The sequence below is a fragment of the uncultured Pseudophaeobacter sp. genome (genome assembly GCA_905479575.1).
In the GTDB taxonomy this organism is placed as follows: domain Bacteria; phylum Pseudomonadota; class Alphaproteobacteria; order Rhodobacterales; family Rhodobacteraceae; genus Pseudophaeobacter.
Window position 1 is genome coordinate 1 of record CAJQNB010000052.1, and the last position, 20,029, is coordinate 20,029.

A 20,029-nucleotide genomic window follows, 5' to 3' on the forward strand; every position below is an offset into this window, starting at 1 on the left:
GATGCGAAAGGTCGATGGCTGGGAAACCTTGGCTCAGCCCATCGCCCCGATCAGACTTGACCTCGCGGCCTGATCAGGCCCAAATCCACATGCTCGGAGAACGCCGCCAGAGAATTTCCACCAGATTCGAGACACAACCAGGCACAGGGGCAGAAAGCACTATCTCAGAGACCCGCAGCATCCTGACTTCGCTAGGTCGCGCTCCAGTGTAATCCAAGAGAGTCCATATATGCAGCAGATCTTTGTGGGGTTGTAGGTCCTCGTAAACCCTATCAATAACCAGCTGATCCAGTGGAAGACGCTGATCTCGTCTACCCTCCTTAGGCGTTTCAAGCTTCATCCCCTTGAAAGGGTTGACCTCACCAGCGCCCTCCATCTCACTGACTGCCCAGCTAAACACCGCTCCGATGTCATTGCGCTCTCGCCTGACTGTGGCGGGAGCTACTTGCTTGAGGCGCATGTCACGCCATCTGCGTGCATCTGATCTTTTGACCTCCTGTAGAAGCATATCTCCTCCAAGGATAAAGATCAGGTTCTTCTCAGACCGGGCAAACCGCTGCCGTTGCTTCTTGTGTTGCTCAGGTATCTTGAGGGCGTTTTCATCCAGATAGGCCGCAAAGGCGTCTGTGACGGTCACCTGAGGGGTTTCTTTCGAGACACCGTCAAGGAGCGCACTGGCTAGCAGACCATCTTCCTCTGGCACTCCTACATATTCGCCGGATGTGGGGTCTTGGTACTTATCCACCAATTGTGCAGCGGCCTCACCGCGCCATGTGCGCTCATTGTCATCTCGCCCAGCGCTATGCGGATCAGCATCCCAGCTTTCCAGCAATGCTGCCAGCTTTTTTGATTGCTCCATAGGGGAGAGACCAGTGACGCCAAACTTGGCCAAGCTCACGAGGTGTTCAATTTTCTCATGTTCAGCACCGTAGCGCATGACTGCGTCGCTTTGGGTCTTACCCAGCACCTTTAGGAACTCACGTTTCTTGACCCGCTTCTCAAGAGACTTGGGGACCCTGCGCCGATACTCGAAACTGCCTGTTCTGTCGTTCTTCCTGAGGTATTTCACAGTCACATTCCGCATAGCCTAAACCCACATTGTGTAGCTAAGCGTGTAGTTGGAACGGATGCAATAGGGGCACTTACCCTTACACATCAACAACTTACTGTGAGAAAAATGGTGCCCCCACACGGACTCGAACCGCGGACCTACTGATTACAAATCAGTTGCTCTACCAGCTGAGCTATAGGGGCACTCTTTAGTATTTGCTCCCAAGAAAAACCGTCTCGTTGGCACTTCTCAGTTGCTGCGCCCTTCTACACCAAACAACTCTGTTTGCAAGGCCCCTCAGGAAGAAATTTTTCCCGATTGAGTCCTTTGACCTTTCGTCGTTAACTACACTCCAAATTCGGCTCGAAACCGTCCTGGACTGCGCAAAGATTGGGCTCTGTCGGGTAAGGTGGACACGACAGCGAAGCATGGGGGCAGAATTGACTGCGCGGGCGAGTTTGAATCGCCTCGGTTTTACCGGAGACTTATAGCTTCATTTCACGCGACCATATCGAGCACGTCACGCTGTGCATAGAAGGTCTCTTCGGCCTCGGCTGGCGGGGCATTCCCGCTGGTGCCAAGTAGGCGACTATTGTTGAACCAATCGACCGAGCCGAGAGTGGCCATTTCCAGATCCTGCATGTTGCGCCATGGCCTCTGGCGGTGGACCAGTTCGGTTTTTTAGAGACCATTTATCGTCTCAGCGAGGGCGTTGTCGTAGGAATCCCCGACGCTGCAGACCGATGGTTCAATACCTGCTTCAGCCAAACGCTCGGTATAGCGAATGGATAAATATTGCCCGCCGCGATCCGAGTGATGGACCAATCCGCTTTTCTGGACGGGCCGTCGATCGTGCAGGGCCTGTTCAAGAGCATCGAGAACAAGTCAGTTTTGGCAGACCGACAGACCCGCCAGCCGACAATGAGATCACAGTCCGCGGTCGTGACACAGTCGCGCATGCCACTGTCTGTCTCGGCCTGCTTGACCCATCCACTCAAGGTCTGGGGAATACAGCCGATCTTGGATGCAATGGCGGCGATCGGACCCGCCTGCGTCTCATAAGAGCCTTGATGCTCAAGCACCATACGGGCGGCGCGGGCGCGGACCTCAGGCGAGTAGCGATTTGCCATTTTGCTTTTTGTCAGAACCATCATCCTTACTTAAATTGAGGGTCTCCGACAAACTCGGCGCGATTCAGTTTGGGAGGAATGACATGTTTCATGCTCCGCCACAGCGAGATCTTGTTCACAGCTTTCACTTGGCGCATTCACATCATAGCGGCAGGGGGCGTCTTGTGTGTCATGCCATTGGATTTGCTGGTAAAATAATTGGTAATTTGCTTGAGGCCTTCATCTCCTTCAGCGAGAGATTTGAGCGAATGCTGGTTACCCCTGGCAAGCGGCGCAGGGTGGTGTCGACAAAAACGCTGTAATCATCCAGATCTCGCGCCACAACGATGAGCAGGAAGTCATCCGCGCCGGTGGTGTTGTGACAGGCAAGAATGTTTGGGGTCACTTCGACGATGCGCTGGAATTCCGCCGTCGCAGTCTGATCGTGTTCAGAACAGCGCAACTGCACGAAGGCCATGACACCCAACCCCAACTTGCGCCGGTTCAGATTGGCCTGATAGCCGTCGATAAAGCCGTCTTCCTCGAGCCGTTTCAGGCGCCGCCAACAGGGGGTTTCGCTCATTCCTATGGTTTCGGACAATTTGGCATTTGTCATGCGTCCGTCATTTTGCAGCAGGGTCAGAATCTGGGCATTTGCGGCGTCGATGTCAGGCATGGGGGGAGTCTTTCAAAAACTTGTTCTTAAAGAGGGATTTTCCCTCACATTTACTGCATTTAACGCAGGAATAGCAAAGTTATTTCCATGCAGGGCTTTATGATCGGCTCCAGCCACCCCTGAAGCGGAAAGACCCTGCCATGAAAGCTGTCCTATTTGAAAAGTTCCAAGAAGCGCCCAAGCTGGTCACGGTCGATGACCCTAGCCCCGAGGCACATGGTGTGGTCTTGAAGGTCGCTGCTACGGGCGTTTGCCGCAGTGACTGGCATGGCTGGATGGGGCATGACAGCGATATTGAGCTGCCGCATATTCCAGGACATGAGCTGGCGGGCGTCGTCGAGGCGGTGGGCAAGGATGTGACCAACTGGAAGGTGGGGGACAAGGTGACTGTGCCCTTTATCTGCGGTTGCGGCAGCTGTTCCGAATGCCATGCGGGTCATCAACAGGTGTGTTTGCATCAGGAGCAACCTGGCTTTACTCACTGGGGATCTTTTGCCGAATATGTCGGCATTCACCAGGCGGACCTGAACCTGGTTTCGCTTCCAGAGAGCATGGATTTTGCCACGGCTGCCAGTCTGGGATGCCGGTTTGCCACCTCTTTCCGCGCGGTGATTGATCAGGGCAGGGTCAGTGCAGGTCAATGGGTGGCGGTGCATGGCTGTGGCGGCGTGGGCCTGTCCGCCGTGATGATTGCAGCGGCTGCCGGGGCGAATGTGATTGGGGTGGATCTTGATCCCGCCAAACTGGCCCTTGCACAGGATCTTGGCGCTGTTGCCGTCATCAACGGCACCGAAGCAGATGTGGCGCAAGCCATCCACGATATCACCCGCGGAGGAGCCCATGTGTCGCTGGATGCATTGGGTCATCCCGTGACCATGACCAATTCCATCCTGTGCCTGCGCCCACGGGGTAAGCATATTCAGGTTGGCCTGATGCTGGGAGAGCACGCAGCACCTGCGATACCGATGCCCAAAATTGTAGGCCAGGAGATTGAGCTGCTGGGCTCGCATGGGATGCAGGCGCATCGCTATGGCGCGATGCTGGACATGGTTGCCAGCGGCAAGCTTGACCCGGCCCGGCTGGTGGGGGCACAGATTAGCCTCGCGGAGGCGCCTGAGGCTTTGATAAACATGAATAAATTCCAGTCCGTTGGCGCGACAGTCATCACCCGGTTCTGAGATTTGTGGCGGTTTGTGCATCAGCGGCGCTCTGCTGGGCGGCCAATCGAATAGGGAGAGTGTCAGGCGATGTTTGAAAAAGTTGAGGAATACCCCGTCGACCCGATCATGATCGGAGCAGACTATTTTGCGCAAGATCCACGCTTGGATAAGCTCAACCTGACCGTTGGAATCTATCAGGATGCGCAGGGAAAAACGCCGGTCCTGCAGGCCGTCAAAGAGGCAGAGAAGCGCCTGGTTGAAACACAAGCGAGCAAATCCTACCTCGCCCTGACCGGGGATGCGGACTATTGCGCGCTCTTGGGGCAAGAGATCCTGGGTCAAACCTGTGACAGTGCTGTGGACAGTGACTGGGTTGCGGCGCAGACCGCAGGCGGGGCGGTGGCATTGCGGGTCATGGCGGATCTTCTGGCGCAGATGCCCGATGCGCCCACAGTTTGGCTGCAAACGCCGACCTATGGGAACTACATTCCGATCCTGCAGGCTGCCGGCGCGTCTTTCAGGCAGGTGCCCTACTATGATCCGATCCGGCGTGAGATCACCTTTGATCAGATGCTCGACGGGTTAAGCGCCGCCAAAGCTGGCGATGTGTTTTTGATGCAAGGGGTCTGTCACAATCCAACCGGCGCAGATCTGTCGCCGGAACAGTTTGAGGCTTTGCTGACTGTGCTGGAGGCGCGGGGCATCGTGCCGTGGATCGACCTTGCCTATCTGGGCTTTGCCCAAAGCTTTGAGGCGGATTGCGCAATGGCCCGGCAGATCGCCGCGCGCTTTGCGGAATGTATTGTCTGCATCACCCTGTCCAAGTCCTTTGGTATCTACCGCGACCGGGCCGGGGCGCTTTTCGTCAAGACAGGCAAGGCAAACCGCGCCCGGATGCACAGGGCGATCTCGGCTATTGTGCGCGCTGGGGCCTCTCATGCGCCGGATCATGGCCCCGCTGTGGTGCGTGAAATTCTGCAAGACCAAAAGCTGAAGGCCCTTTGGTTGCAGGAGTTGGATCAGATGCGGGCCCGCGTTTCCCAGGTGCGCAGGGACATCGCTCAGGCGGAGGGCGACACATTTGGCACCCAGGATTTGGCATATCTTGCCAGGCAATCGGGGATGTTTTCTCTGCTGCCGCTGACGGCGCCCCAAGAGGTCGCGTTAACACGTGACCACGGCATCCATGTGGTGAAAGGCGCCCGGGTCAACGTTGCGCGGCTTGGGCCGGAAGATATTGGCTGGCTCATTCGGGCGATGCATCAGTTGGTGACAGCCCCGAGTTGAACGCAGGCTCGACTTGAATCCAGTCCCGACTTGAAACCAGCCCCGACAGGAATGCAGGCCAGATTTGGGGGCAGGGCGTGCAGGCAGTGTCCGGCTTCATAACCTGCTCAGGCCAGATTGCCGTGCCACACATAGGGCAGGGGCCAAGTCAAAGATCCTCTGCCCAGGGCGGGTCAGCGCCTTCGCGCGCAACAGTTTTGGCAGCAACCTTTGCACCATGGTTCAAAGCGGTGTGAAGTATCTTTGGGGGCTGTGTCTTTACCTGATCCTTGCTGAGGCAGTTCAGTTCGGACAGCTTGGCCAAAAGGCCCGCATTAAAGGTATCGCCAGCGCCAACTGTATCGACGATCTTTGCCGGTGCCGCAGGTATGTGTATGTGGGTGCCATTGGTCATAAAACCATCTGCGCCCTCATTGCCACGTGTAACAACCACCAGCGAAGGTCCCAGCGCCAACAACTGTGTCACCTTTTGTTCGTCGCTTTGGGGCGCAGGGAACAGCCAGTTCAGATCTTCGTCGGAGACTTTTACAATATCAGCCTGCGCCATCATGCGATCCAGTCGCTGGCGGTAGCGGGCTGCGTCCTTGATGAAGCCCGGGCGGATATTGGGATCAACCATGACCACCCGTGTAGGCGCTTCGCGTTCCAGGAGCGCGGCGTAGCAATCACTGGCGGGATCGCTCGCAAGGCTGATACCGCCAAAAAACAGGGCAGTGACCGCATTGGGCAGGGCTGGGATGTCGGCAATATCCAGCATCCGCCCGGCAGAGTTTTCATCGTAAAAGCAATAGGAGGCCTGTCCATGCACCAGCTGTACAAAGGCCAGGGTTGTGGGGCGATCCGACCACAGGAGATGCCCGGTATCCACATGGGAGTGGCTTATATGTGCCGCCAGTTGCTGGCCGAACATGTCATGTGACACCCCGGTAAGCAGGCCAACCGGTGCCCCAAGACGGCCCAGGGCTACGGCGGTATTGAGCACTGCCCCGCCGGGCTTTGGCACATAGGCGATGGTGCCCGGCTGCGCTGGAATTGGCATCATGTCGATTAAGGCGTCACCGCAACAAAGGATCATTGCTACACTCCGGTGCTGGGGGTGTCCTGAGACAGCGTTCAGCCTTGCCTATCAAATCCTTGCAATAGGATGCCATCAAAAATGCGCTCGAGATAGCGCGATGGAGAGGTGTTCCCCGGAGAAACATCGGTAGAGTGATAGCGGGAAAGGGGACGGCAGGCCACGATCATAAGAACGCGGTAAAGGAAATCTCAATTCCGCCCCGCTATTTTGGGCAGGACCGCAGTTTCAGACAGAAGGCTGATATGAACAAAACCTGCTTGGCTTTGCCTCTCACCTATATCGTTTTTGCGCTCAGCGCGGTGCAAAGCAGCGCCACAGAGCAGTTTTCCATTGTGAATGAGGATTTCTTTGGCCAAGGAAATACAGCTGTACAGCCAGTATTGGCGCGCCATAGCCCGGCTTCTGTGCTGACGGCCAAGCCCGCGCCAGAGGGGCTAGAGGCCGAGATGGAAGCAGTGCAGGCCAATCTTGCCAGCCTGTTTGCCGATCGTCGCGGCACCAGCCTGTTCCGGGCGCTGCCGCGGGGCGTGGCCAAAGGGGCGGTGGCAAAGCTGATGCAGCTGATCGCCAGCGCCGAGGCCGGAGGGGCGCAGTATGATGCGGTGCAACATGCCGCCACTGTCAAACCCCGCAAACGCCCAACCGCAATGACCCTGGGAGAGATCTACGATTGGATCGCCCGAACGCCGGGGCAACAGCACGCCATTGGTCGCTATCAGTTCATTCCCGCCACCCTGAAACGTCTTGCCAATCATGTGGGCGCCAAACGTGGCGATGTGTTTTCGCCAAAACTACAGGACCGTCTGGCGCATCAGCTGCTCGAAGAAGCGGGCTTGAGCGCAATGATGGCCAATGACATGAGCCGCAAGGATTTCATGCATAATTTATCAAAGATCTGGGCTGGGTTGCCGACCTCTAGTGGCAAATCCTATTATCACGGGCTGGCAGGCAATCGGGCGGTGCTCAGCTGGGCAAAGTTCGACGCCGAGATGGCGCGCATCTTCCCTGGGTAATGGTGGAGGACCATGGGCCTGTTCTGGCTCTGTCACGGGGGCGGGTTCAGGGCCTTTGCGTAGATTGGTCGCATCACCACTGCGGTTAGATACATCGGAACCTGGTAGCAGCCGAGAAAGATCAGGAGCGGTTCGGTGGTGCTGGCGGGCAGGGCGATCAGAAACAGCGCAAAGTTTCTGTTTCCGGCCACCACAGAGGTGGGCACCGCGATCCTGCGACCTCCCCGCCACATAAGCCAGCGAAAGCAGACGTATTGCAGGCCAAAGTTGAGGCCCAGGGCCAGCAGCATCCATTGCGCCACAGGCCAGGGGGCGCTGTGGAAGGCAGGACCGAGCGCTGCCATCAGGCCAATCACGATCACCACCAGTGCCACAATTGTTAGCCCATCCACCGCGCTGGCCATGCGCTCTTTCAGATCGCGGGCAAGCAAGTGGCGACAGGTAAATGCCAGCCCGACTGTCAGGGCGATCGTGCCACTCAAACGCAGCGCCGCCAGCAGGACGGTTTGGGCATCGCCGAGCTCGGGCAGCAGCAACAGCACTGGCAACACAGTCAAGGGCATCAGGGCGGTGCCAAGGATCATCAGCCGAAAGGCGGGCTCCGGGGCATGACCCATCAGCTGTGTGATATTGGGGCTTCCGGTGAGGGAGGGGGCAGCCAGCATCAGGATCACGGCAATGGCCAGCGGCGTGGCCAGCAGCCCCAGTCCGGCAAAACAAAGCAGCGCCACAACTGGCAGGATCATTTGCAACACTACAACGGTCTTGAGGCTGGAGATACCTTCGCGCAGCCCTGCCAAGGCGCGTGATGCGCCGATGCGAAAACCGTTTAAAAACAACAGCCCGGCCACCAGCTCGGGCAGCCAGGGTTTGAGCGTTGCGGCCAGCTGGGGCAAGGCAAACCCTGCCAGCAACCCAAACACCATGGCCGCCCGCCCATAGCGGGCGACAATGGTCAACAGGTCTATCATTTTGCTATCCGCCAGATGGTCCGCTGCGCAGATTGTTGGGCAGCCAGGTTGCCAGCTCGGGCCAGGCGACCAGGATCACCACCATGATCAGCATCAGGCCAACCATGGGGATCGCGGTCTTGGCAATATAAGAGATCTCGTGGCGGGTCATGCTTTGCAGTACAAACAGATTGAAGCCAATTGGCGGCGTCACCTGCGCCATTTCAACTACCACCACGATGAAGATGCCAAACCAGATCACATCAATACCGGCCTGGCGGATCATGGGCTCAACGATGGCCATGGTCAGTACCACAGAGGAAATCCCATCCAAGAACATGCCAAGCACCACATAGAACAGCGTGAGCGCCACAATCAGCACCAGCGGAGACAGGTTCATCTGATCAATCCAGGCCGCCAGCGCCCGGGGCAACCCGGTAAAGCCCATGGCCAGCGACAGGAACGATGCTCCCATCAGGATCAGCGCAATCATGGCAGAGGTCCGGGTGGCCCCCATCAGAGATTCAGCAAAGGTGCTCCAGCTCAGCGAGCCCTGAAACAGCGCCAGTGTCAGCGCACCAAGCACCCCGACAGCAGCCGCCTCGGTGGCGGTGGCAAGGCCGAGGTACATCGAGCCGATCACCGCAGTAACCAACATCAGCACCGGAATCAGAAAACGGCTCTCGGCCAGCATCTGGCCAAAGGACATGGCGGGTTCTGGTTTGGGTCGCTGGTCCTTGGCAAAGAAATGCCAGCCGATGATATAGGCCATGAACAGACTGGCCAGCACCAGGCCGGGGAAAATACCGGCCATGAACAGCTTGGTAATGGATTCATTGATCGACACGCCATAGACGATCAACGTCAGCGAGGGCGGGATCATCAGCCCCAGCGTGGCAGCGCCAGCCAGGGTGCCGACGATCATGTATTCCGGGTAGCCCCGTTTGCGCAGCTCCGGGATCGACATCTTGCCGACGGTTGTCAGCGTCGCTGCGGAGGAGCCGGACACGGCGGCAAAGATGGTGCAGCCGGCAATATTGGTGTGTAGCAGCCCACCAGGCAGCCAGCGCATCCAGGGGGCGAGGCCGCGAAACATGTCCTGTGACAGGCGGGTCCGATAGAGGATCTCTCCCATCCAGATGAACAGCGGCAGCGCCGTCAGGGTCCAGCTGGAGGCCCCGGTCCAGATGGTGGTGATCATCGCGTCCCCGGCGGGGCGGGTGGTGAACAGCTCCATGCCAAACCAGGCGACTCCCATCAGCGCCAGACCAATCCAGACGGAACTGCCCAGCAGAGCAAAGAGAACAAATACAAAGATAAGGGTTGTGTAGATCTCGCCCATTATTCCACGGCCTCCGAAGTGATGCTGGCCCGACGGGTGATCAGCAGACGACACAGATAGTCCCAAAGCGCCAGCGCCAGCAGCACGGTGCCAATCGACATGGGCAGTTGCGGCAGCCAGACTGGGGTATAGACCCAGTCACCGCCGGTTTCAGCCCATAGCTTGCCCCATTGGGACGGCGCGGTAACAAACATCTTCAAGGCGGAGATCAGCCACTCCGGGGTAAAGTCCTGCCCCTGGGTGCGGTCATTCAGCATCTCCGACATAATGTTGGTCTTGATGGCAAAGCGGGCAAAATAAGTGGCGGTAATGGCCGCGATCCACATGGCGACCGCATCCAGCCACAGGCCAAAGTGATGCCCGGTGTTGAGAAAGATCGACACCCGGATATGGGCGCCACGGGTCAGCGCATGGGCCAAAGCAAAAAAGGAGGTCGCTGCCATGGCATAGCCTGCATATTCGGTGGAACCTGGGAAGGTCAGGCTGCTCCAGCGGGCCACCATTTGCGCCACGATAAGCAAAAGGATCGTGACCATACAGATCGCGGCGAGCACGCCAGACCATAGATACAGTCGATCCAGTAGCGCCTGCAGTGGCCGCAGGGCCCGCCCCATCCGAGACGGAGCAGTCAGACAGGCCAGTGCCAGAAGAGTTGGAATAACAAAAAGCCAAACCCAGAGCGGCAGGCCCAGAAACGGTTGCCAGTCACGCATGCCCATCCCCCAAAGTGCAGTCAAAAAAGACGGCCCCTCGCTGGTAGAGCAGGAGCCGTCAGGTGAGAGATGTTGGCCTTAGTTCGCGTTATAGGCGTCCAGGATGGCCTGACCATCATCACCGGCAGATGCCAACCAGTCAGCGGTCATCTTGGCGCCGATTTCCTGCAGCTCACCCAGGAATTCCGGGCCTGCGTCGGTCACGGTCATGCCATTGTCTGACAGCTGTTCAAAGTACCAGTTGGCCAGTTCTTCGGATTTGGCAGAGCAGGCAGCCCCGGTCTCATCGGCAGCCTTTTGCACCTGGCCCTGGGTTTCGGCGCTCAGGCCTTCCCAGATCTGTTTGTTGACCATGACATAGTTGCGCGGCAACCAGGCGTTGACCTTGTAATAATGGCTCAGGTTTTCCCAGACCTTGCGGTCATAGCCGGTCGAGCCGGACGAGATAAAGGCCTCGGCCACACCGGTGGCCAGTGCCTGGCTCAGCTCGGCGGCTTCTACCTGCACTGGGATCATGCCAAGCTTTTCGGCGAAGGTGGCTGTGGCTGTGTTATAACTGCGGAACTTGATGCCCTGGGTGTCGCTGGAGGAGGTCACTTCCTTGTTGAAATAGAACCCCTGACCCGGCCATGGGCAGGTATAGAGCGCCACCAGGTTGAGGTCCGAGAGCTGGGCGTTCACCTTATCTTTGGCGGCGTGCCACAGTTTTTCATTGTCCGCATAGGTGGTGGCAACAAAGGGCAGGTTGTCCCAGCCCAGCAGCGGCGCCTCATTGGCATGGGCGGACATGAAGCGTTCCCCAATGGGGGCTTGGCCGGTCTGCACAGCGCGCTTGATTTCGCCGCCCTTAAACAGGGACCCGCCAGGATGCACGGTAATGTCGATATCGCCGCCAGTGTAGTCACGCACCTTATCGGCAAAAACAACACCCATTTCAGAGTGGAAGTTGGTTGCGGAATAGGCCATCGGCATATCCCAGCTTTCCGCAGCAGCGCCTGAGGCCGCAAGCGCCAGCGCAGAGGCTGCAAAAGCCATTTTGGTAGAGATTTTAGACGTCATGGTAGTCTCCCTGGAGGTTGGTATGTGCTGTTTCCCAGCTTGGTCTTGCCGACTTGTTGTGGGTATCGGCTTGTTCGTGAGTGGTCTGTGACGCAATCGTTAGGCAAAACGATCCGGCGCAAAGGGGCGCATGTCAAGGTTGATGGGGCGGCCGGAAATCAGATCGGCCACCATACGCCCGGTTTTTGCGCCGCCGGTGAGGCCAATATGCTGGTGGCCAAAGGCGGTGAACACGCCGGAGGTCGCGACCTCACCAATCAGCGGCAGGCTGTCAGTTGGCGCGGGTCGAAAGCCGAGCCATTCTTCCTCTTCAACGGCCTGCATCTGCGGGAACGTCTCTGCCACAGTGCGCCGCAAAAGGGCCAGGGGTGCCTTAGAGGGGGTCTCATTCAAGCCACCAAATTCCACAACCCCGGCGCAGCGCAGGCCTTGATCCATCGGGGTAGCGACAAATTTGCCGGCCGCAACCATCATCGGATAACGGGGGGTTATGCTGGGGGATTTGAACAAAATATGGTAGCCCCGTTCCGCCTCCATCGGCACCTTGAGGCCGAGCTTCTGCATCAGGGGTTTGGACCAGATCCCGGCAGAGATCACCGCCTTGTCACAGTCAAGGCGCCCTTGATCGGTCTCCACCGCTGAAATCCGGCCACCGCTGAGATCGAAATCCTTCACTTCCGCCTGGATGAACGTGCCACCCATCTCGACCAGGAGTTTGACCAGGTCTTTGACGTAGTTGGCGGGGTTCAGGATAAAGCCATGGTTTTTGTTCACTGCCAACAGAGAGGTGTTCTTGCCCAGGATCGGCTCGTGTTCCTGAACCGCCGCGCCCTCGATGATGTCTGGGATGAACCCGGCCTCGCGGCGCAGTTCCCAGACATAGGCGTCCTGCTCAAAGGCGGCGCGATCCTTGTAGGCAAAGTTGTAATCCGTCTCTTTGATCCATTTCGCCGCCGGGGTACCGGCGGTCAGGGCTTGATGCTGTTCGACGCTGTCGCCGACAATATGGGTAAGAGATTTTGCAATGCGGCGGGTATCGCTGTCATTGGCGTGTGACAGGTACTTCATCAGCCAGGGCAGCAGCTTGGGGGTATAGCCCCACCGCATGAACAGCGGAAACTTTGGGTCTAACAGGTACTTGGGCCCCTTGGGGATCAAACCGGGGGTGGTCACCGGCACCATGGCGCAGCTGGCCAGCAGGCAGCCATTGCCATAGGAGGCGCCCATGCCGGGGGCACCTTTGTCAATCAGGGTGACCTCATGTCCGGCACGTTTCAGCCAGAGCGCCGAGGCGGCGCCCACAATACCGGCGCCAACAATGATGATGTGTTCTGTTTTCATGTGATGATGCTTTGTGTCCTATTGAGCGCCACAGGAGCGGCTAAGGGACTTTGAAATGGCCCCCGACCTTTTGCTGACCATGCCCAGTCAGCCACATCATTTCAAATATAATTATCGATGCACTCCATAAGAATAAATGATATATGATGGCATGAACTTACGTTTTAGACAGTTGCAGGCCTTTCATTCGGTGATTGAGACCGGCACCGTGACCGGGGCCGCCGCAATTTTGGGGATCTCCCAGCCTGCTGTTTCGAACCTGTTACATCAGTTGGAGCGGCAGACGCGGTTCAAACTGTTTGAGCGCGATCGCGGCCGGTTGCGGGCGACGCCAGAAGCCAATCTGTTGTTTCGTGAGATTGATACGGTGGTGCGCGGTTTTGATCACGTGACCCAGGCGGTGATTGATCTGCAGAATAAGCAGGCCGGGCAGCTGCAGGTGGCCTCGCAGCATTCCATGTCCTTTGGGTTTATGCCCAGATTGATTGCCGAATTCGCCCGTGACCGGCCTGATATGTCGATCTCTTTCCAGTCGCAGTATTCGTCCAAGGTGCAGGAATGGGTGATCTCTGGTCTGTTTGAAATCGGCATCTGCGAAACGCCGCTGCTGCATGATGGGCTGGTGGCCCATCCGATCCGGGTGGAGACATCTGTGGCGCTTCCCGCAGGCAGTCCGCTGGCGCAGCATGAGGTTTTGACGCCGGCGCTGCTGGAAGGGGCGCCTTTTCTGGTCATGGGGCCTGATCACATCACCCACCGGCGGCTCCGCGAGGCTTTTGTGCAGGCGGGGGTGCCGCTGAAGACGCGGGTTCATGCGCAGCTGTTCAAAAACTTGCTGAGCTTTGTCAAAGAGGGCATGGGCGTGGCCCTGTTGGACCCCTTTGTGTTGGATTTTGACAGGGAGGGGGGCTTTGTGTCCCGTCGCTTTCGCCCGCAGATCCTGATGGAGATGGCCGTGATCACCTCTGCCACCCGGCCGCTGTCTGCGATTGGACAGGAGTTTCTGGCGCTGTTGCAGTCTGAGCTGCACCCCTATTGCATTGACTGACGGCGTTCAGGCAAGGGGGGCTCCCGCGCAGATCAAGGCCATCAAAGATGACCTCTCTCCCCTTGGGCCCGGCGCCGCGCCACAGGCGCGGCGCGGTTGGTGCCTGCAACCGGGGGAGTGGGGAACGGAGTTCCATGCCGCGCCTCGCGTCTCTGGAAAGGGGCGCTGGAGCCGGTAACAGCTATCGTTTTTGTTAGGCACGGAGGACTCTGGCCGTTCGGAGTTGCCTCCAGGACTCCGCCCGTTCGGCCCTGAAAGGCTCTCCCAGAGCCTTTCCGAGACGGGCCTCACCCCATCCAGCGCCGTACCGGGGCGTTGCTGTCTTCCAGCGCCTGACAGACCACATCCACCAAGGTGGGGCCGTCGTGATCAACCGCCTCGCGCATCACCCGTTCAAGGTCTTCGGGGTTCTCCACACGCCAGCTTTTGACACCATAGGCGGCAGCGATGGCGGCGTGGTCGGTGCGGTTGAAGTCGACGTTGTAGTACCGCGCGCCCTTGTCCGCAAATTGGCTGGCCTTGATCCAGCCGAAATTTGCATTGGAGAACACCACAAAGGTGATAGGCGCGCGGGCGCGGCAGACGGTTTCCAGCTCCCCCACGGTAAACCCAAAGGAGCCGTCTCCCATCAGGGCCACGGTTTTTGATGCGGGCCGCCCGAACCAAGCCCCCAAGGAAGCTGAAAGCGCGTAACCAAGGGCGCCATGCGCCCGGTTGGTGATGAAATAGCGCCCGGGTTTCTGTAATTGATAATAGGCCGAGACATAGGGACAACTGGTGCCGGGGTCCGAGACCACGGTGGCATCCGGCGGCAGCACCTTCATCAACGCATCAACCACGCGCTCAGGTCGGATTGGCGCCTCTGTGCTTTGCGCCAGGTGATGAAACTTCGCAAACTTGCGCGCTTTGATCTGCGCGATGGCAGCTGCACCGCCAAAGCCATCGGCGCCCTGTGTGCGGCGATCCAGCACCGCGTTGACGGCGGCCAGCGAAAGCCGAAGATCACCCACCACGCCCACCTCGGTACGGTAGTTGGCTCCAATCACCATCGGGTCATTGTCAAAATGCACGATGCGGGTGCCGGGCGCCGGAGCCTCCCAGCGCGAGGAGGTGGTAGAGCCCGCACGACAGCCCATAAACACCACCAGATCCGCCGCCTCCATCATCTCCCAGGTTTCATCTGTGCCGCCGTTTGACCCCACAACCCCCAGGCAGTTGGCATGGATTTCAGCCAAAGACCCCTGACCTGAGATCGAGGTAGCGACCGGAATATCAAGCCGGGTGGCAAGGCGGGAGAGCTCCGACATGGCGCCGACAATCACGATGCCGCCGCCACAGATGATCAGCGGCGATTTTGCCGACAGTATCGCATCAATCGCGGCCTCTGCCGCGCCGGGTTCGGGCGCCTGCGGGTAGGCGGGATAGCTTTGGTGTTTTGGGTCTGCCCAGATATCACTGGGGTCAACCGCATCATATTGCACGTCATATGGCAGGCCAAGGTGCACTGCACCCGAGCGGCCAGTGGTCATCGCCTTGAAGGCGGTGCGTACCATCCGGGGGATATGCTGCGACTGCTTGATCACCGTGTTCCACTTGGTCAGTGGCCGCATCAGGGCGTCCTGGTCGACCTCTGTCAGCGGGTATTTCCCATAGGAGGCAACCGAGATATCGGTGGTGATGCCCAGAACCGCGTAGGAGCTTTCGGTGGCTTCAATGAGGCCGGGCAGGAGATAGGTGGCGCCGCCGCCCGAGGGGCCCTCGGCCACACCGGGGCGGCCGGTGACGCGGGAATAGCCATCGGCCATATAGGTGGCGCTGCGTTCATCCCGAGTCAGCACATGGGTCATGCCGTGATCCAGCTCACGCATGGCGTCGTAAAAGGGCAGGGTGGTGTCGCCGCAAAGGCCAAAGATATGTTGCACGCCATGGGCTTCCAGCATCCGCACCATGGCCTCAGCGCCGTTCATCGCATTGCTCATTTTACTCTCCGGGTTGTGATCAATCTGTTTTGGTCATTGTGGGGGCTCCACCGGAGCCGGGTGTCGTTCTTCCGCACAGTCTGCGGAATCAATTTTGTGTTCAGAAATGTATACAGTTTGGAATTCATTATTGCGACTAAGTCAACCCTGCTCTAGCGTGGCGACAATTCAGCAGGAAACTGCAGCAAGCCCAGGATGTGAGCGGAGCAAGATGGCGAAACGGGAAAGCAATGTTGACCGGGTCTATGAGGCGCTGCGCCGGATGGCAGCGGATTTTGCCTTTAAGCCTGACCAGCGGATCAATGAAAGCGCCCTGTCTGAGGTGCTGGGGGCCAGTCGCACACCGCTGCGGGAGGCGCTGAACCGCCTGGTGGCCGAGGGATTTTTGACCTTTCAGATCAACCGGGGCTTCTTTTGCCGCCCGCTGACGCCGGGCTATATCCTTGATCTCTATGAGGCGCGTGTGGCGATCGAATGTGAAGCTCTGCGGATTGCGTGCCTGCGGGCGCCGGAGCCGGATATTGCCGCGTTTTCCGATTATCTGGACCGGATGGAGCCGGACTATGAAAGCGCCACCGAACTGGAAGAGCTACTGGCATTGGACGAGGGGTTTCATAGCCGCCTGGTGCAATTGTCCGGCAATCGTGAGCTGCAACGGATGTTGAAGAACCTCAACGGACGGATCCGTTATATTCGCCTGATTGATCTAAAGCGGATGCGCGATCAGGCCGAGGGCCGGGCGCCGGGCGATGTTTCGGCCCATCGGCAGGTGCTACAGGGGCTGGCCGCGCGGGATGTTGATGCCGCGACCAATGCGTTGCGCGGGCATATTGAAAAGCGCCGGGAAGAGGCAACCGAGGCGGTGCGCATCGCCTTTTCGCAGCTTTACGTGCCGGACGAAGACTAGGCACTGGACGCTAAACATAGGACGCTAAACACTGGGTGCGGGTTGGCACTAGGCAAAAGGAGGCGGGATGGAACAGGGTGGCAAGACGGTCTATGGGGCCGCGGTGGGGATCCTGATGCTGGAGACGCAGTTCCCCCGTATTCACGGCGATATGGGCAATGCCCTGACCTGGGATTTCCCGGTGCATTACCGGGTGGTGCGCGGGGCTACTCCGGATCTGGTGGTGCGCAATGATCCGACCCAACTGGTGGATTTGTTTATCGAGGCAGGGCGGGATTTGGTTGCGATGGGCTGCGATGGCATTACCACCAACTGTGGTTTTCTGGCGCTGATTCAGGATCAGGTGAAGGCGGCGCTGGGCGTGCCGGTGGCGACGTCTTCGCTGATGCAGGTGCCGATGGTGCAGGCGCTGCTGCCCACAGGTAAGCGGGTTGGCGTGTTGACCATTTCCAAGGAGACGCTGACCCCGGCCCATCTGCGCGCCGCTGGTGCGCCAGAGGATACACCGGTTGGCGGCACCGATGGGCTGCGCTGCTTTACCGGTGATATTTTGGGGGATGCTGCGGCGATCGACTTTGAGGCCTGCCGACTGGACATGATTGACGGGGCGCGGGCGCTGGTGGCGGACAATCCTGATTTGGGCGCCATCGTTTTGGAATGCACCAATATGGTGCCCTATGCCCGTGATCTGCGCCGGGTGACGGGCCTGCCAGTGTTTTCCATCCACAGCTTTGTTACCTGGTTTCAGGCCGGGCTGATGCCGCGTCGCTATGATCTGGAGCTGGATGATCCACGCTGGTAGCGCCTGGCTAGTGCGAGGGCGTCAGTTGAGCACCAGCAGCCAGAACCAGACCGTCAGCACCGAAGCCGCAGTGGCAATCAGTACTGACGAGGCGGCCACCCGTTTGGCGCGCCCGTACATATTGGCAAAGATATAGGCGTTGAATCCCGGTGCCATGGCCGCATTCAGCACGCCAGAGCGGAACAGATCCTGCTTCAACCCCAGTGTGCCCCCCAGCAGCCAGACAATGCTGGGATGTACCATCAGGGCGGTGAGGCAGACAAAGCCAATGGTGCGCAGATCGCCTTCGGGGCGGTACTGAACCAGCACGCCGCCGAGGGCAAACAGCGCTGTAGGCAGAGCGGCGCGAATGACCAGTTGCAGGGCTTCATCCACAGCTGAGGGGATCGTCAGCCCTGCAAGGTTGAAAGCAAAGCCAAGCGCGATGGCAAGGATCAGCACGTTTTTGAACATCGCCGTCAGCACAGAGGAGACGGTCTTGATCCCGCCGGCCCCGCGGTTGCGCACCACCTCCATCGCGGTGATGCCCAGACCGTAGCAAAAGGGGGAGTGAAAGGCGATGATCGCATAGTTGCCGGTCAGGTTTTCTGGTCCAAAGGCGCGTTCGGTAATGGGCAGGCCCAAAAGAACCGAGTTGGAGAACAGGCAGCAAAACCCGATGGCGACGCAGTCTTCCCAGTCCCGTTTGAACAGCAGGCGGGCGCCGGTTAGGCCGATGCCAAAACAGGTTGCGGCTCCGGTATAAAAGCTGATGAGCAGCTTGGGGTCAAAACTGTCGGAGAGGTCCAGATTTGCCATGGCATGAAATAGCAAGCAGGGGATGGCAAAGCCCTGGGTGAACTTCATCAAGCCATCAACATGGGAGGCAGAGAAAACGCCTTTTAGCGTTGCCACATAGCCTGCTGTCACGACCAGAAAGACAGGTAGGATGACATCAATCAGACTTTGCAACATCGCGGGATCTCCTTTGCGGCAAACGCCTTGGGCCTTGATACTGGCGCGCCTTGCCACTGTGGTGGGCGACACAGCCGCCCAGATCATAGCGGCCTTACAGCGCGCAGCGAATGACCATGCCGTCATAGGCCGGGGTGATGTGATCGGCGGTCTCGGCCTTTACCGTGGCATAGTCGAGATCAATGTGCATATTGGTCAGCACCGCGCGTTTGGGCTGCATCCGCTCGATCCAGGCCAAGGCCTGATCAAGGCTGAAATGAGTTGGATGAGGGCTGCGGCGCAGGGAATCCAGGACCCAGTATTCCAGCCCCTCCAGCGCTCCAGTGACATCCTCGGAAATTTCGGCCACATCCGGCAGATAGGCGAGATTGCCAATGCGGAACCCAAGCGCATCCATGGCCCCGTGATTGACCTCAAACGGCAGGAAAGGGATCTCGCCGCCGGGGCCATCAATGGTAAAGGCGCCATCAATGGTCCGCAGATCCAGGATCGGCGGATAGGGGGAGCCTTCGGGCTGCACAAAGGCATAGCCAAAGCGCGACAGCAGCGCATTCTGGGTGTCGCCATCGGCATAGACGGGGATCCGCGCACGCATGTTGAACACGATCATGCGCAGGTCATCCATACCGTGCACATGATCCGCATGAGAATGGGTATAGACCACCGCGTCCAACCGCCCTACCTCGGCATCCAGCAACTGGCTGCGCATGTCAGGTGAGGTATCGATCAGCACCGAGGTGGTGCCATCCGGCCCGTCACGTTCCACCAGCATGGAGCAGCGGCGGCGCCGGTTGCGTGGATTGTCAGGATCACAGTCGCCCCAGTGCCCGCCCAGGCGCGGCACCCCACCGGAAGAGCCGCAGCCCAGAATTGTATAGCGCAGCTCAGCCATCAGGCAGCGGCCTCATAGCGGCCAGCTTTCCAGAACAGGCGGTCGAAATTGGCCTGGGTCTGGGCGGCAAAATCTGCGTAGTCCAGGTCAAAGACCTTGGCCCCGATTTGCGCCGTAAGGGCAGAATAGGCAGGTTCGTTGCGTTTGCCGCGATGGGGCGGGGGTGCCAAATAGGGGGCATCGGTTTCCACCAGGATGCGGTCCAGCGGCGCGGTGGCAAAGATATCGCGCAGATCCTGGCTTTTGGGGAAGGCGGCAATGCCTGACATCGACAGGTAAAAGCCAAGATCCAGCGCCGCGCGACCCAGCTCAACCGAGGAGGAGAAACAGTGCATCACGCAACTGAAGGCGCCGTTTTGCATCTCTTCGCGCAGGATCCGCGCCATGTCGTCATCCGCGGCACGGGCGTGAATGATCAGCGGCAGTTTGGTGTCGCGGGCTGCGGCAATATGGGTGCGCAGAGACTGCTGCTGAATGTCGGCGCTTTCGGCCGTGTAGTGATAGTCGAGCCCGGTTTCGCCGATGCCCACGCATTTAGGGTGGGCGGCGACTGCGAGGAGATCGTCAAGCGTGACAAGAGGTTCGTCGGCAACGGACATCGGGTGCGTGCCTGCGGCGAAGAAGATTTCTGTATGGGTTTCTGCGAGGGCTTGTACGGGCGCCAACGC

General features: G+C 58.8%; 18 protein-coding genes, 1 tRNA gene and 1 pseudogene. 6 read left to right on the forward strand and 14 right to left on the reverse strand.

Annotated elements, in window-relative coordinates:
- Positions 1 to 73: 73 nt before the first annotated feature.
- The 4 genes and pseudogenes from QZ268_RS14170 to QZ268_RS14185 form a co-directional block, all read right to left on the reverse strand.
- Positions 74 to 1,084 (reverse strand): hypothetical protein, encoded by a 1,011-nt coding sequence (locus QZ268_RS14170; protein WP_295453878.1) that lies wholly within the window; start codon positions 1,082 to 1,084, stop codon positions 74 to 76.
- A 94-nt stretch (positions 1,085 to 1,178) separates the two neighbouring features.
- A tRNA-Thr gene (locus QZ268_RS14175) sits at positions 1,179 to 1,254 on the reverse strand.
- A gap of 295 nt (positions 1,255 to 1,549) precedes the next feature.
- Positions 1,550 to 2,202: pseudogene (locus tag QZ268_RS14180) on the reverse strand (DDE-type integrase/transposase/recombinase).
- 148 nt (positions 2,203 to 2,350) lie between these two features.
- Positions 2,351 to 2,836 (reverse strand): Lrp/AsnC family transcriptional regulator, encoded by a 486-nt coding sequence (locus QZ268_RS14185; RefSeq protein WP_295453880.1) that lies wholly within the window; start codon positions 2,834 to 2,836, stop codon positions 2,351 to 2,353.
- A gap of 140 nt (positions 2,837 to 2,976) precedes the next feature.
- On the opposite strand from QZ268_RS14185, the gene QZ268_RS14190 reads away from it, so the two are divergent.
- Both QZ268_RS14190 and QZ268_RS14195 read left to right on the forward strand, forming a co-directional pair.
- Positions 2,977 to 4,014, forward strand: a complete 1,038-nt coding sequence (locus QZ268_RS14190) for a zinc-dependent alcohol dehydrogenase family protein (RefSeq protein ID WP_295453883.1) — start codon at positions 2,977 to 2,979, stop codon at positions 4,012 to 4,014.
- Positions 4,015 to 4,083: 69 nt separating this feature from the next.
- Positions 4,084 to 5,283: an aromatic amino acid transaminase gene (locus tag QZ268_RS14195; RefSeq protein ID WP_295453885.1), complete on the forward strand. Its 1,200-nt coding sequence runs from the start codon at positions 4,084 to 4,086 to the stop codon at positions 5,281 to 5,283.
- A gap of 148 nt (positions 5,284 to 5,431) precedes the next feature.
- Here QZ268_RS14195 and QZ268_RS14200 read toward each other — a convergent pair whose 3' ends face one another.
- Positions 5,432 to 6,358, reverse strand: a complete 927-nt coding sequence (locus QZ268_RS14200; protein WP_295453888.1) for a carbohydrate kinase — start codon at positions 6,356 to 6,358, stop codon at positions 5,432 to 5,434.
- A gap of 245 nt (positions 6,359 to 6,603) precedes the next feature.
- Between QZ268_RS14200 and QZ268_RS14205 the strand changes: the two genes are divergently transcribed.
- Positions 6,604 to 7,374 carry a hypothetical protein gene (locus tag QZ268_RS14205; RefSeq protein ID WP_295453891.1) on the forward strand — a complete coding sequence of 257 codons (771 nt, stop codon included), beginning with the start codon at positions 6,604 to 6,606 and terminating at the stop codon, positions 7,372 to 7,374.
- Positions 7,375 to 7,406: 32 nt separating this feature from the next.
- On the opposite strand, the gene QZ268_RS14210 is transcribed toward QZ268_RS14205, so the two are convergent.
- The 5 genes from QZ268_RS14210 to QZ268_RS14230 form a co-directional block, all read right to left on the reverse strand.
- Positions 7,407 to 8,345, reverse strand: a complete 939-nt coding sequence (locus tag QZ268_RS14210) for a hypothetical protein (RefSeq protein ID WP_295453893.1) — start codon at positions 8,343 to 8,345, stop codon at positions 7,407 to 7,409.
- A gap of 4 nt (positions 8,346 to 8,349) precedes the next feature.
- Positions 8,350 to 9,666: a TRAP transporter large permease subunit gene (locus tag QZ268_RS14215; RefSeq protein WP_295453896.1), complete on the reverse strand. Its 1,317-nt coding sequence runs from the start codon at positions 9,664 to 9,666 to the stop codon at positions 8,350 to 8,352.
- Positions 9,666 to 10,379, reverse strand: coding sequence for a TRAP transporter small permease subunit (locus tag QZ268_RS14220; RefSeq protein WP_295453898.1), 714 nt, complete (start codon positions 10,377 to 10,379; stop codon positions 9,666 to 9,668). Before QZ268_RS14220 ends, QZ268_RS14215 begins: the two co-directional genes overlap by 1 nt.
- 78 nt (positions 10,380 to 10,457) lie before the next feature.
- Positions 10,458 to 11,414 (reverse strand): TRAP transporter substrate-binding protein, encoded by a 957-nt coding sequence (locus QZ268_RS14225; protein WP_295453920.1) that lies wholly within the window; start codon positions 11,412 to 11,414, stop codon positions 10,458 to 10,460.
- Between the two features lie 123 nt (positions 11,415 to 11,537).
- Entirely contained in the window at positions 11,538 to 12,779 is a 1,242-nt protein-coding gene (locus QZ268_RS14230) for an FAD-binding oxidoreductase (RefSeq protein ID WP_295453901.1), read from the reverse strand.
- 151 nt (positions 12,780 to 12,930) lie between these two features.
- Here QZ268_RS14230 and QZ268_RS14235 point away from each other — a divergent pair, with 151 nt between their 5' ends.
- Entirely contained in the window at positions 12,931 to 13,827 is an 897-nt protein-coding gene (locus tag QZ268_RS14235; RefSeq protein WP_295453903.1) for a LysR substrate-binding domain-containing protein, read from the forward strand.
- A gap of 287 nt (positions 13,828 to 14,114) precedes the next feature.
- On the opposite strand, the gene QZ268_RS14240 is transcribed toward QZ268_RS14235, so the two are convergent.
- On the reverse strand, positions 14,115 to 15,806 hold the full coding sequence (locus QZ268_RS14240; RefSeq protein ID WP_295453906.1) for a thiamine pyrophosphate-binding protein: 1,692 nt from the start codon (positions 15,804 to 15,806) through the stop codon (positions 14,115 to 14,117).
- Between the two features lie 211 nt (positions 15,807 to 16,017).
- On the opposite strand from QZ268_RS14240, the gene QZ268_RS14245 reads away from it, so the two are divergent.
- Positions 16,018 to 16,713 (forward strand): GntR family transcriptional regulator, encoded by a 696-nt coding sequence (locus QZ268_RS14245; RefSeq protein ID WP_295453908.1) that lies wholly within the window; start codon positions 16,018 to 16,020, stop codon positions 16,711 to 16,713.
- 67 nt (positions 16,714 to 16,780) lie between these two features.
- The gene (locus tag QZ268_RS14250; protein ID WP_295453910.1) at positions 16,781 to 17,515 is read left to right on the forward strand and encodes an aspartate/glutamate racemase family protein; all 735 of its coding nucleotides are present in this window, start codon (positions 16,781 to 16,783) and stop codon (positions 17,513 to 17,515) included.
- 21 nt (positions 17,516 to 17,536) lie between these two features.
- Here QZ268_RS14250 and QZ268_RS14255 read toward each other — a convergent pair whose 3' ends face one another.
- The 3 genes from QZ268_RS14255 to QZ268_RS14265 all read right to left on the reverse strand — a co-directional run.
- On the reverse strand, positions 17,537 to 18,469 hold the full coding sequence (locus QZ268_RS14255) for an AEC family transporter (protein WP_295453912.1): 933 nt from the start codon (positions 18,467 to 18,469) through the stop codon (positions 17,537 to 17,539).
- 94 nt (positions 18,470 to 18,563) lie between these two features.
- Positions 18,564 to 19,361, reverse strand: coding sequence for an MBL fold metallo-hydrolase (locus QZ268_RS14260; RefSeq protein WP_295453915.1), 798 nt, complete (start codon positions 19,359 to 19,361; stop codon positions 18,564 to 18,566).
- Positions 19,361 to 20,029 (reverse strand): TatD family hydrolase (locus tag QZ268_RS14265; RefSeq protein WP_295453917.1); only part of this gene is annotated, 669 nt, incomplete at its 5' end. The genes QZ268_RS14265 and QZ268_RS14260, both read right to left, overlap by 1 nt.

What these genes read in the sequence shown, in the direction of transcription:
- QZ268_RS14170 (WP_295453878.1), bottom strand. Translation starts at nt 1,084, where the DNA reads ATGCGGAATGTGACTGTGAAATACCTCAGGAAGAACGACAGAACAGGC.
- QZ268_RS14185 (WP_295453880.1), bottom strand. Translation starts at nt 2,836, where the DNA reads ATGCCTGACATCGACGCCGCAAATGCCCAGATTCTGACCCTGCTGCAA.
- QZ268_RS14190 (WP_295453883.1), top strand. Translation starts at nt 2,977, where the DNA reads ATGAAAGCTGTCCTATTTGAAAAGTTCCAAGAAGCGCCCAAGCTGGTC.
- QZ268_RS14195 (WP_295453885.1), top strand. Translation starts at nt 4,084, where the DNA reads ATGTTTGAAAAAGTTGAGGAATACCCCGTCGACCCGATCATGATCGGA.
- QZ268_RS14200 (WP_295453888.1), bottom strand. Translation starts at nt 6,358, where the DNA reads ATGATCCTTTGTTGCGGTGACGCCTTAATCGACATGATGCCAATTCCA.
- QZ268_RS14205 (WP_295453891.1), top strand. Translation starts at nt 6,604, where the DNA reads ATGAACAAAACCTGCTTGGCTTTGCCTCTCACCTATATCGTTTTTGCG.
- QZ268_RS14210 (WP_295453893.1), bottom strand. Translation starts at nt 8,345, where the DNA reads ATGATAGACCTGTTGACCATTGTCGCCCGCTATGGGCGGGCGGCCATG.
- QZ268_RS14215 (WP_295453896.1), bottom strand. Translation starts at nt 9,666, where the DNA reads ATGGGCGAGATCTACACAACCCTTATCTTTGTATTTGTTCTCTTTGCT.
- QZ268_RS14220 (WP_295453898.1), bottom strand. Translation starts at nt 10,379, where the DNA reads ATGCGTGACTGGCAACCGTTTCTGGGCCTGCCGCTCTGGGTTTGGCTT.
- QZ268_RS14225 (WP_295453920.1), bottom strand. Translation starts at nt 11,414, where the DNA reads ATGGCTTTTGCAGCCTCTGCGCTGGCGCTTGCGGCCTCAGGCGCTGCT.
- QZ268_RS14230 (WP_295453901.1), bottom strand. Translation starts at nt 12,779, where the DNA reads ATGAAAACAGAACACATCATCATTGTTGGCGCCGGTATTGTGGGCGCC.
- QZ268_RS14235 (WP_295453903.1), top strand. Translation starts at nt 12,931, where the DNA reads ATGAACTTACGTTTTAGACAGTTGCAGGCCTTTCATTCGGTGATTGAG.
- QZ268_RS14240 (WP_295453906.1), bottom strand. Translation starts at nt 15,806, where the DNA reads ATGAGCAATGCGATGAACGGCGCTGAGGCCATGGTGCGGATGCTGGAA.
- QZ268_RS14245 (WP_295453908.1), top strand. Translation starts at nt 16,018, where the DNA reads ATGGCGAAACGGGAAAGCAATGTTGACCGGGTCTATGAGGCGCTGCGC.
- QZ268_RS14250 (WP_295453910.1), top strand. Translation starts at nt 16,781, where the DNA reads ATGGAACAGGGTGGCAAGACGGTCTATGGGGCCGCGGTGGGGATCCTG.
- QZ268_RS14255 (WP_295453912.1), bottom strand. Translation starts at nt 18,469, where the DNA reads ATGTTGCAAAGTCTGATTGATGTCATCCTACCTGTCTTTCTGGTCGTG.
- QZ268_RS14260 (WP_295453915.1), bottom strand. Translation starts at nt 19,361, where the DNA reads ATGGCTGAGCTGCGCTATACAATTCTGGGCTGCGGCTCTTCCGGTGGG.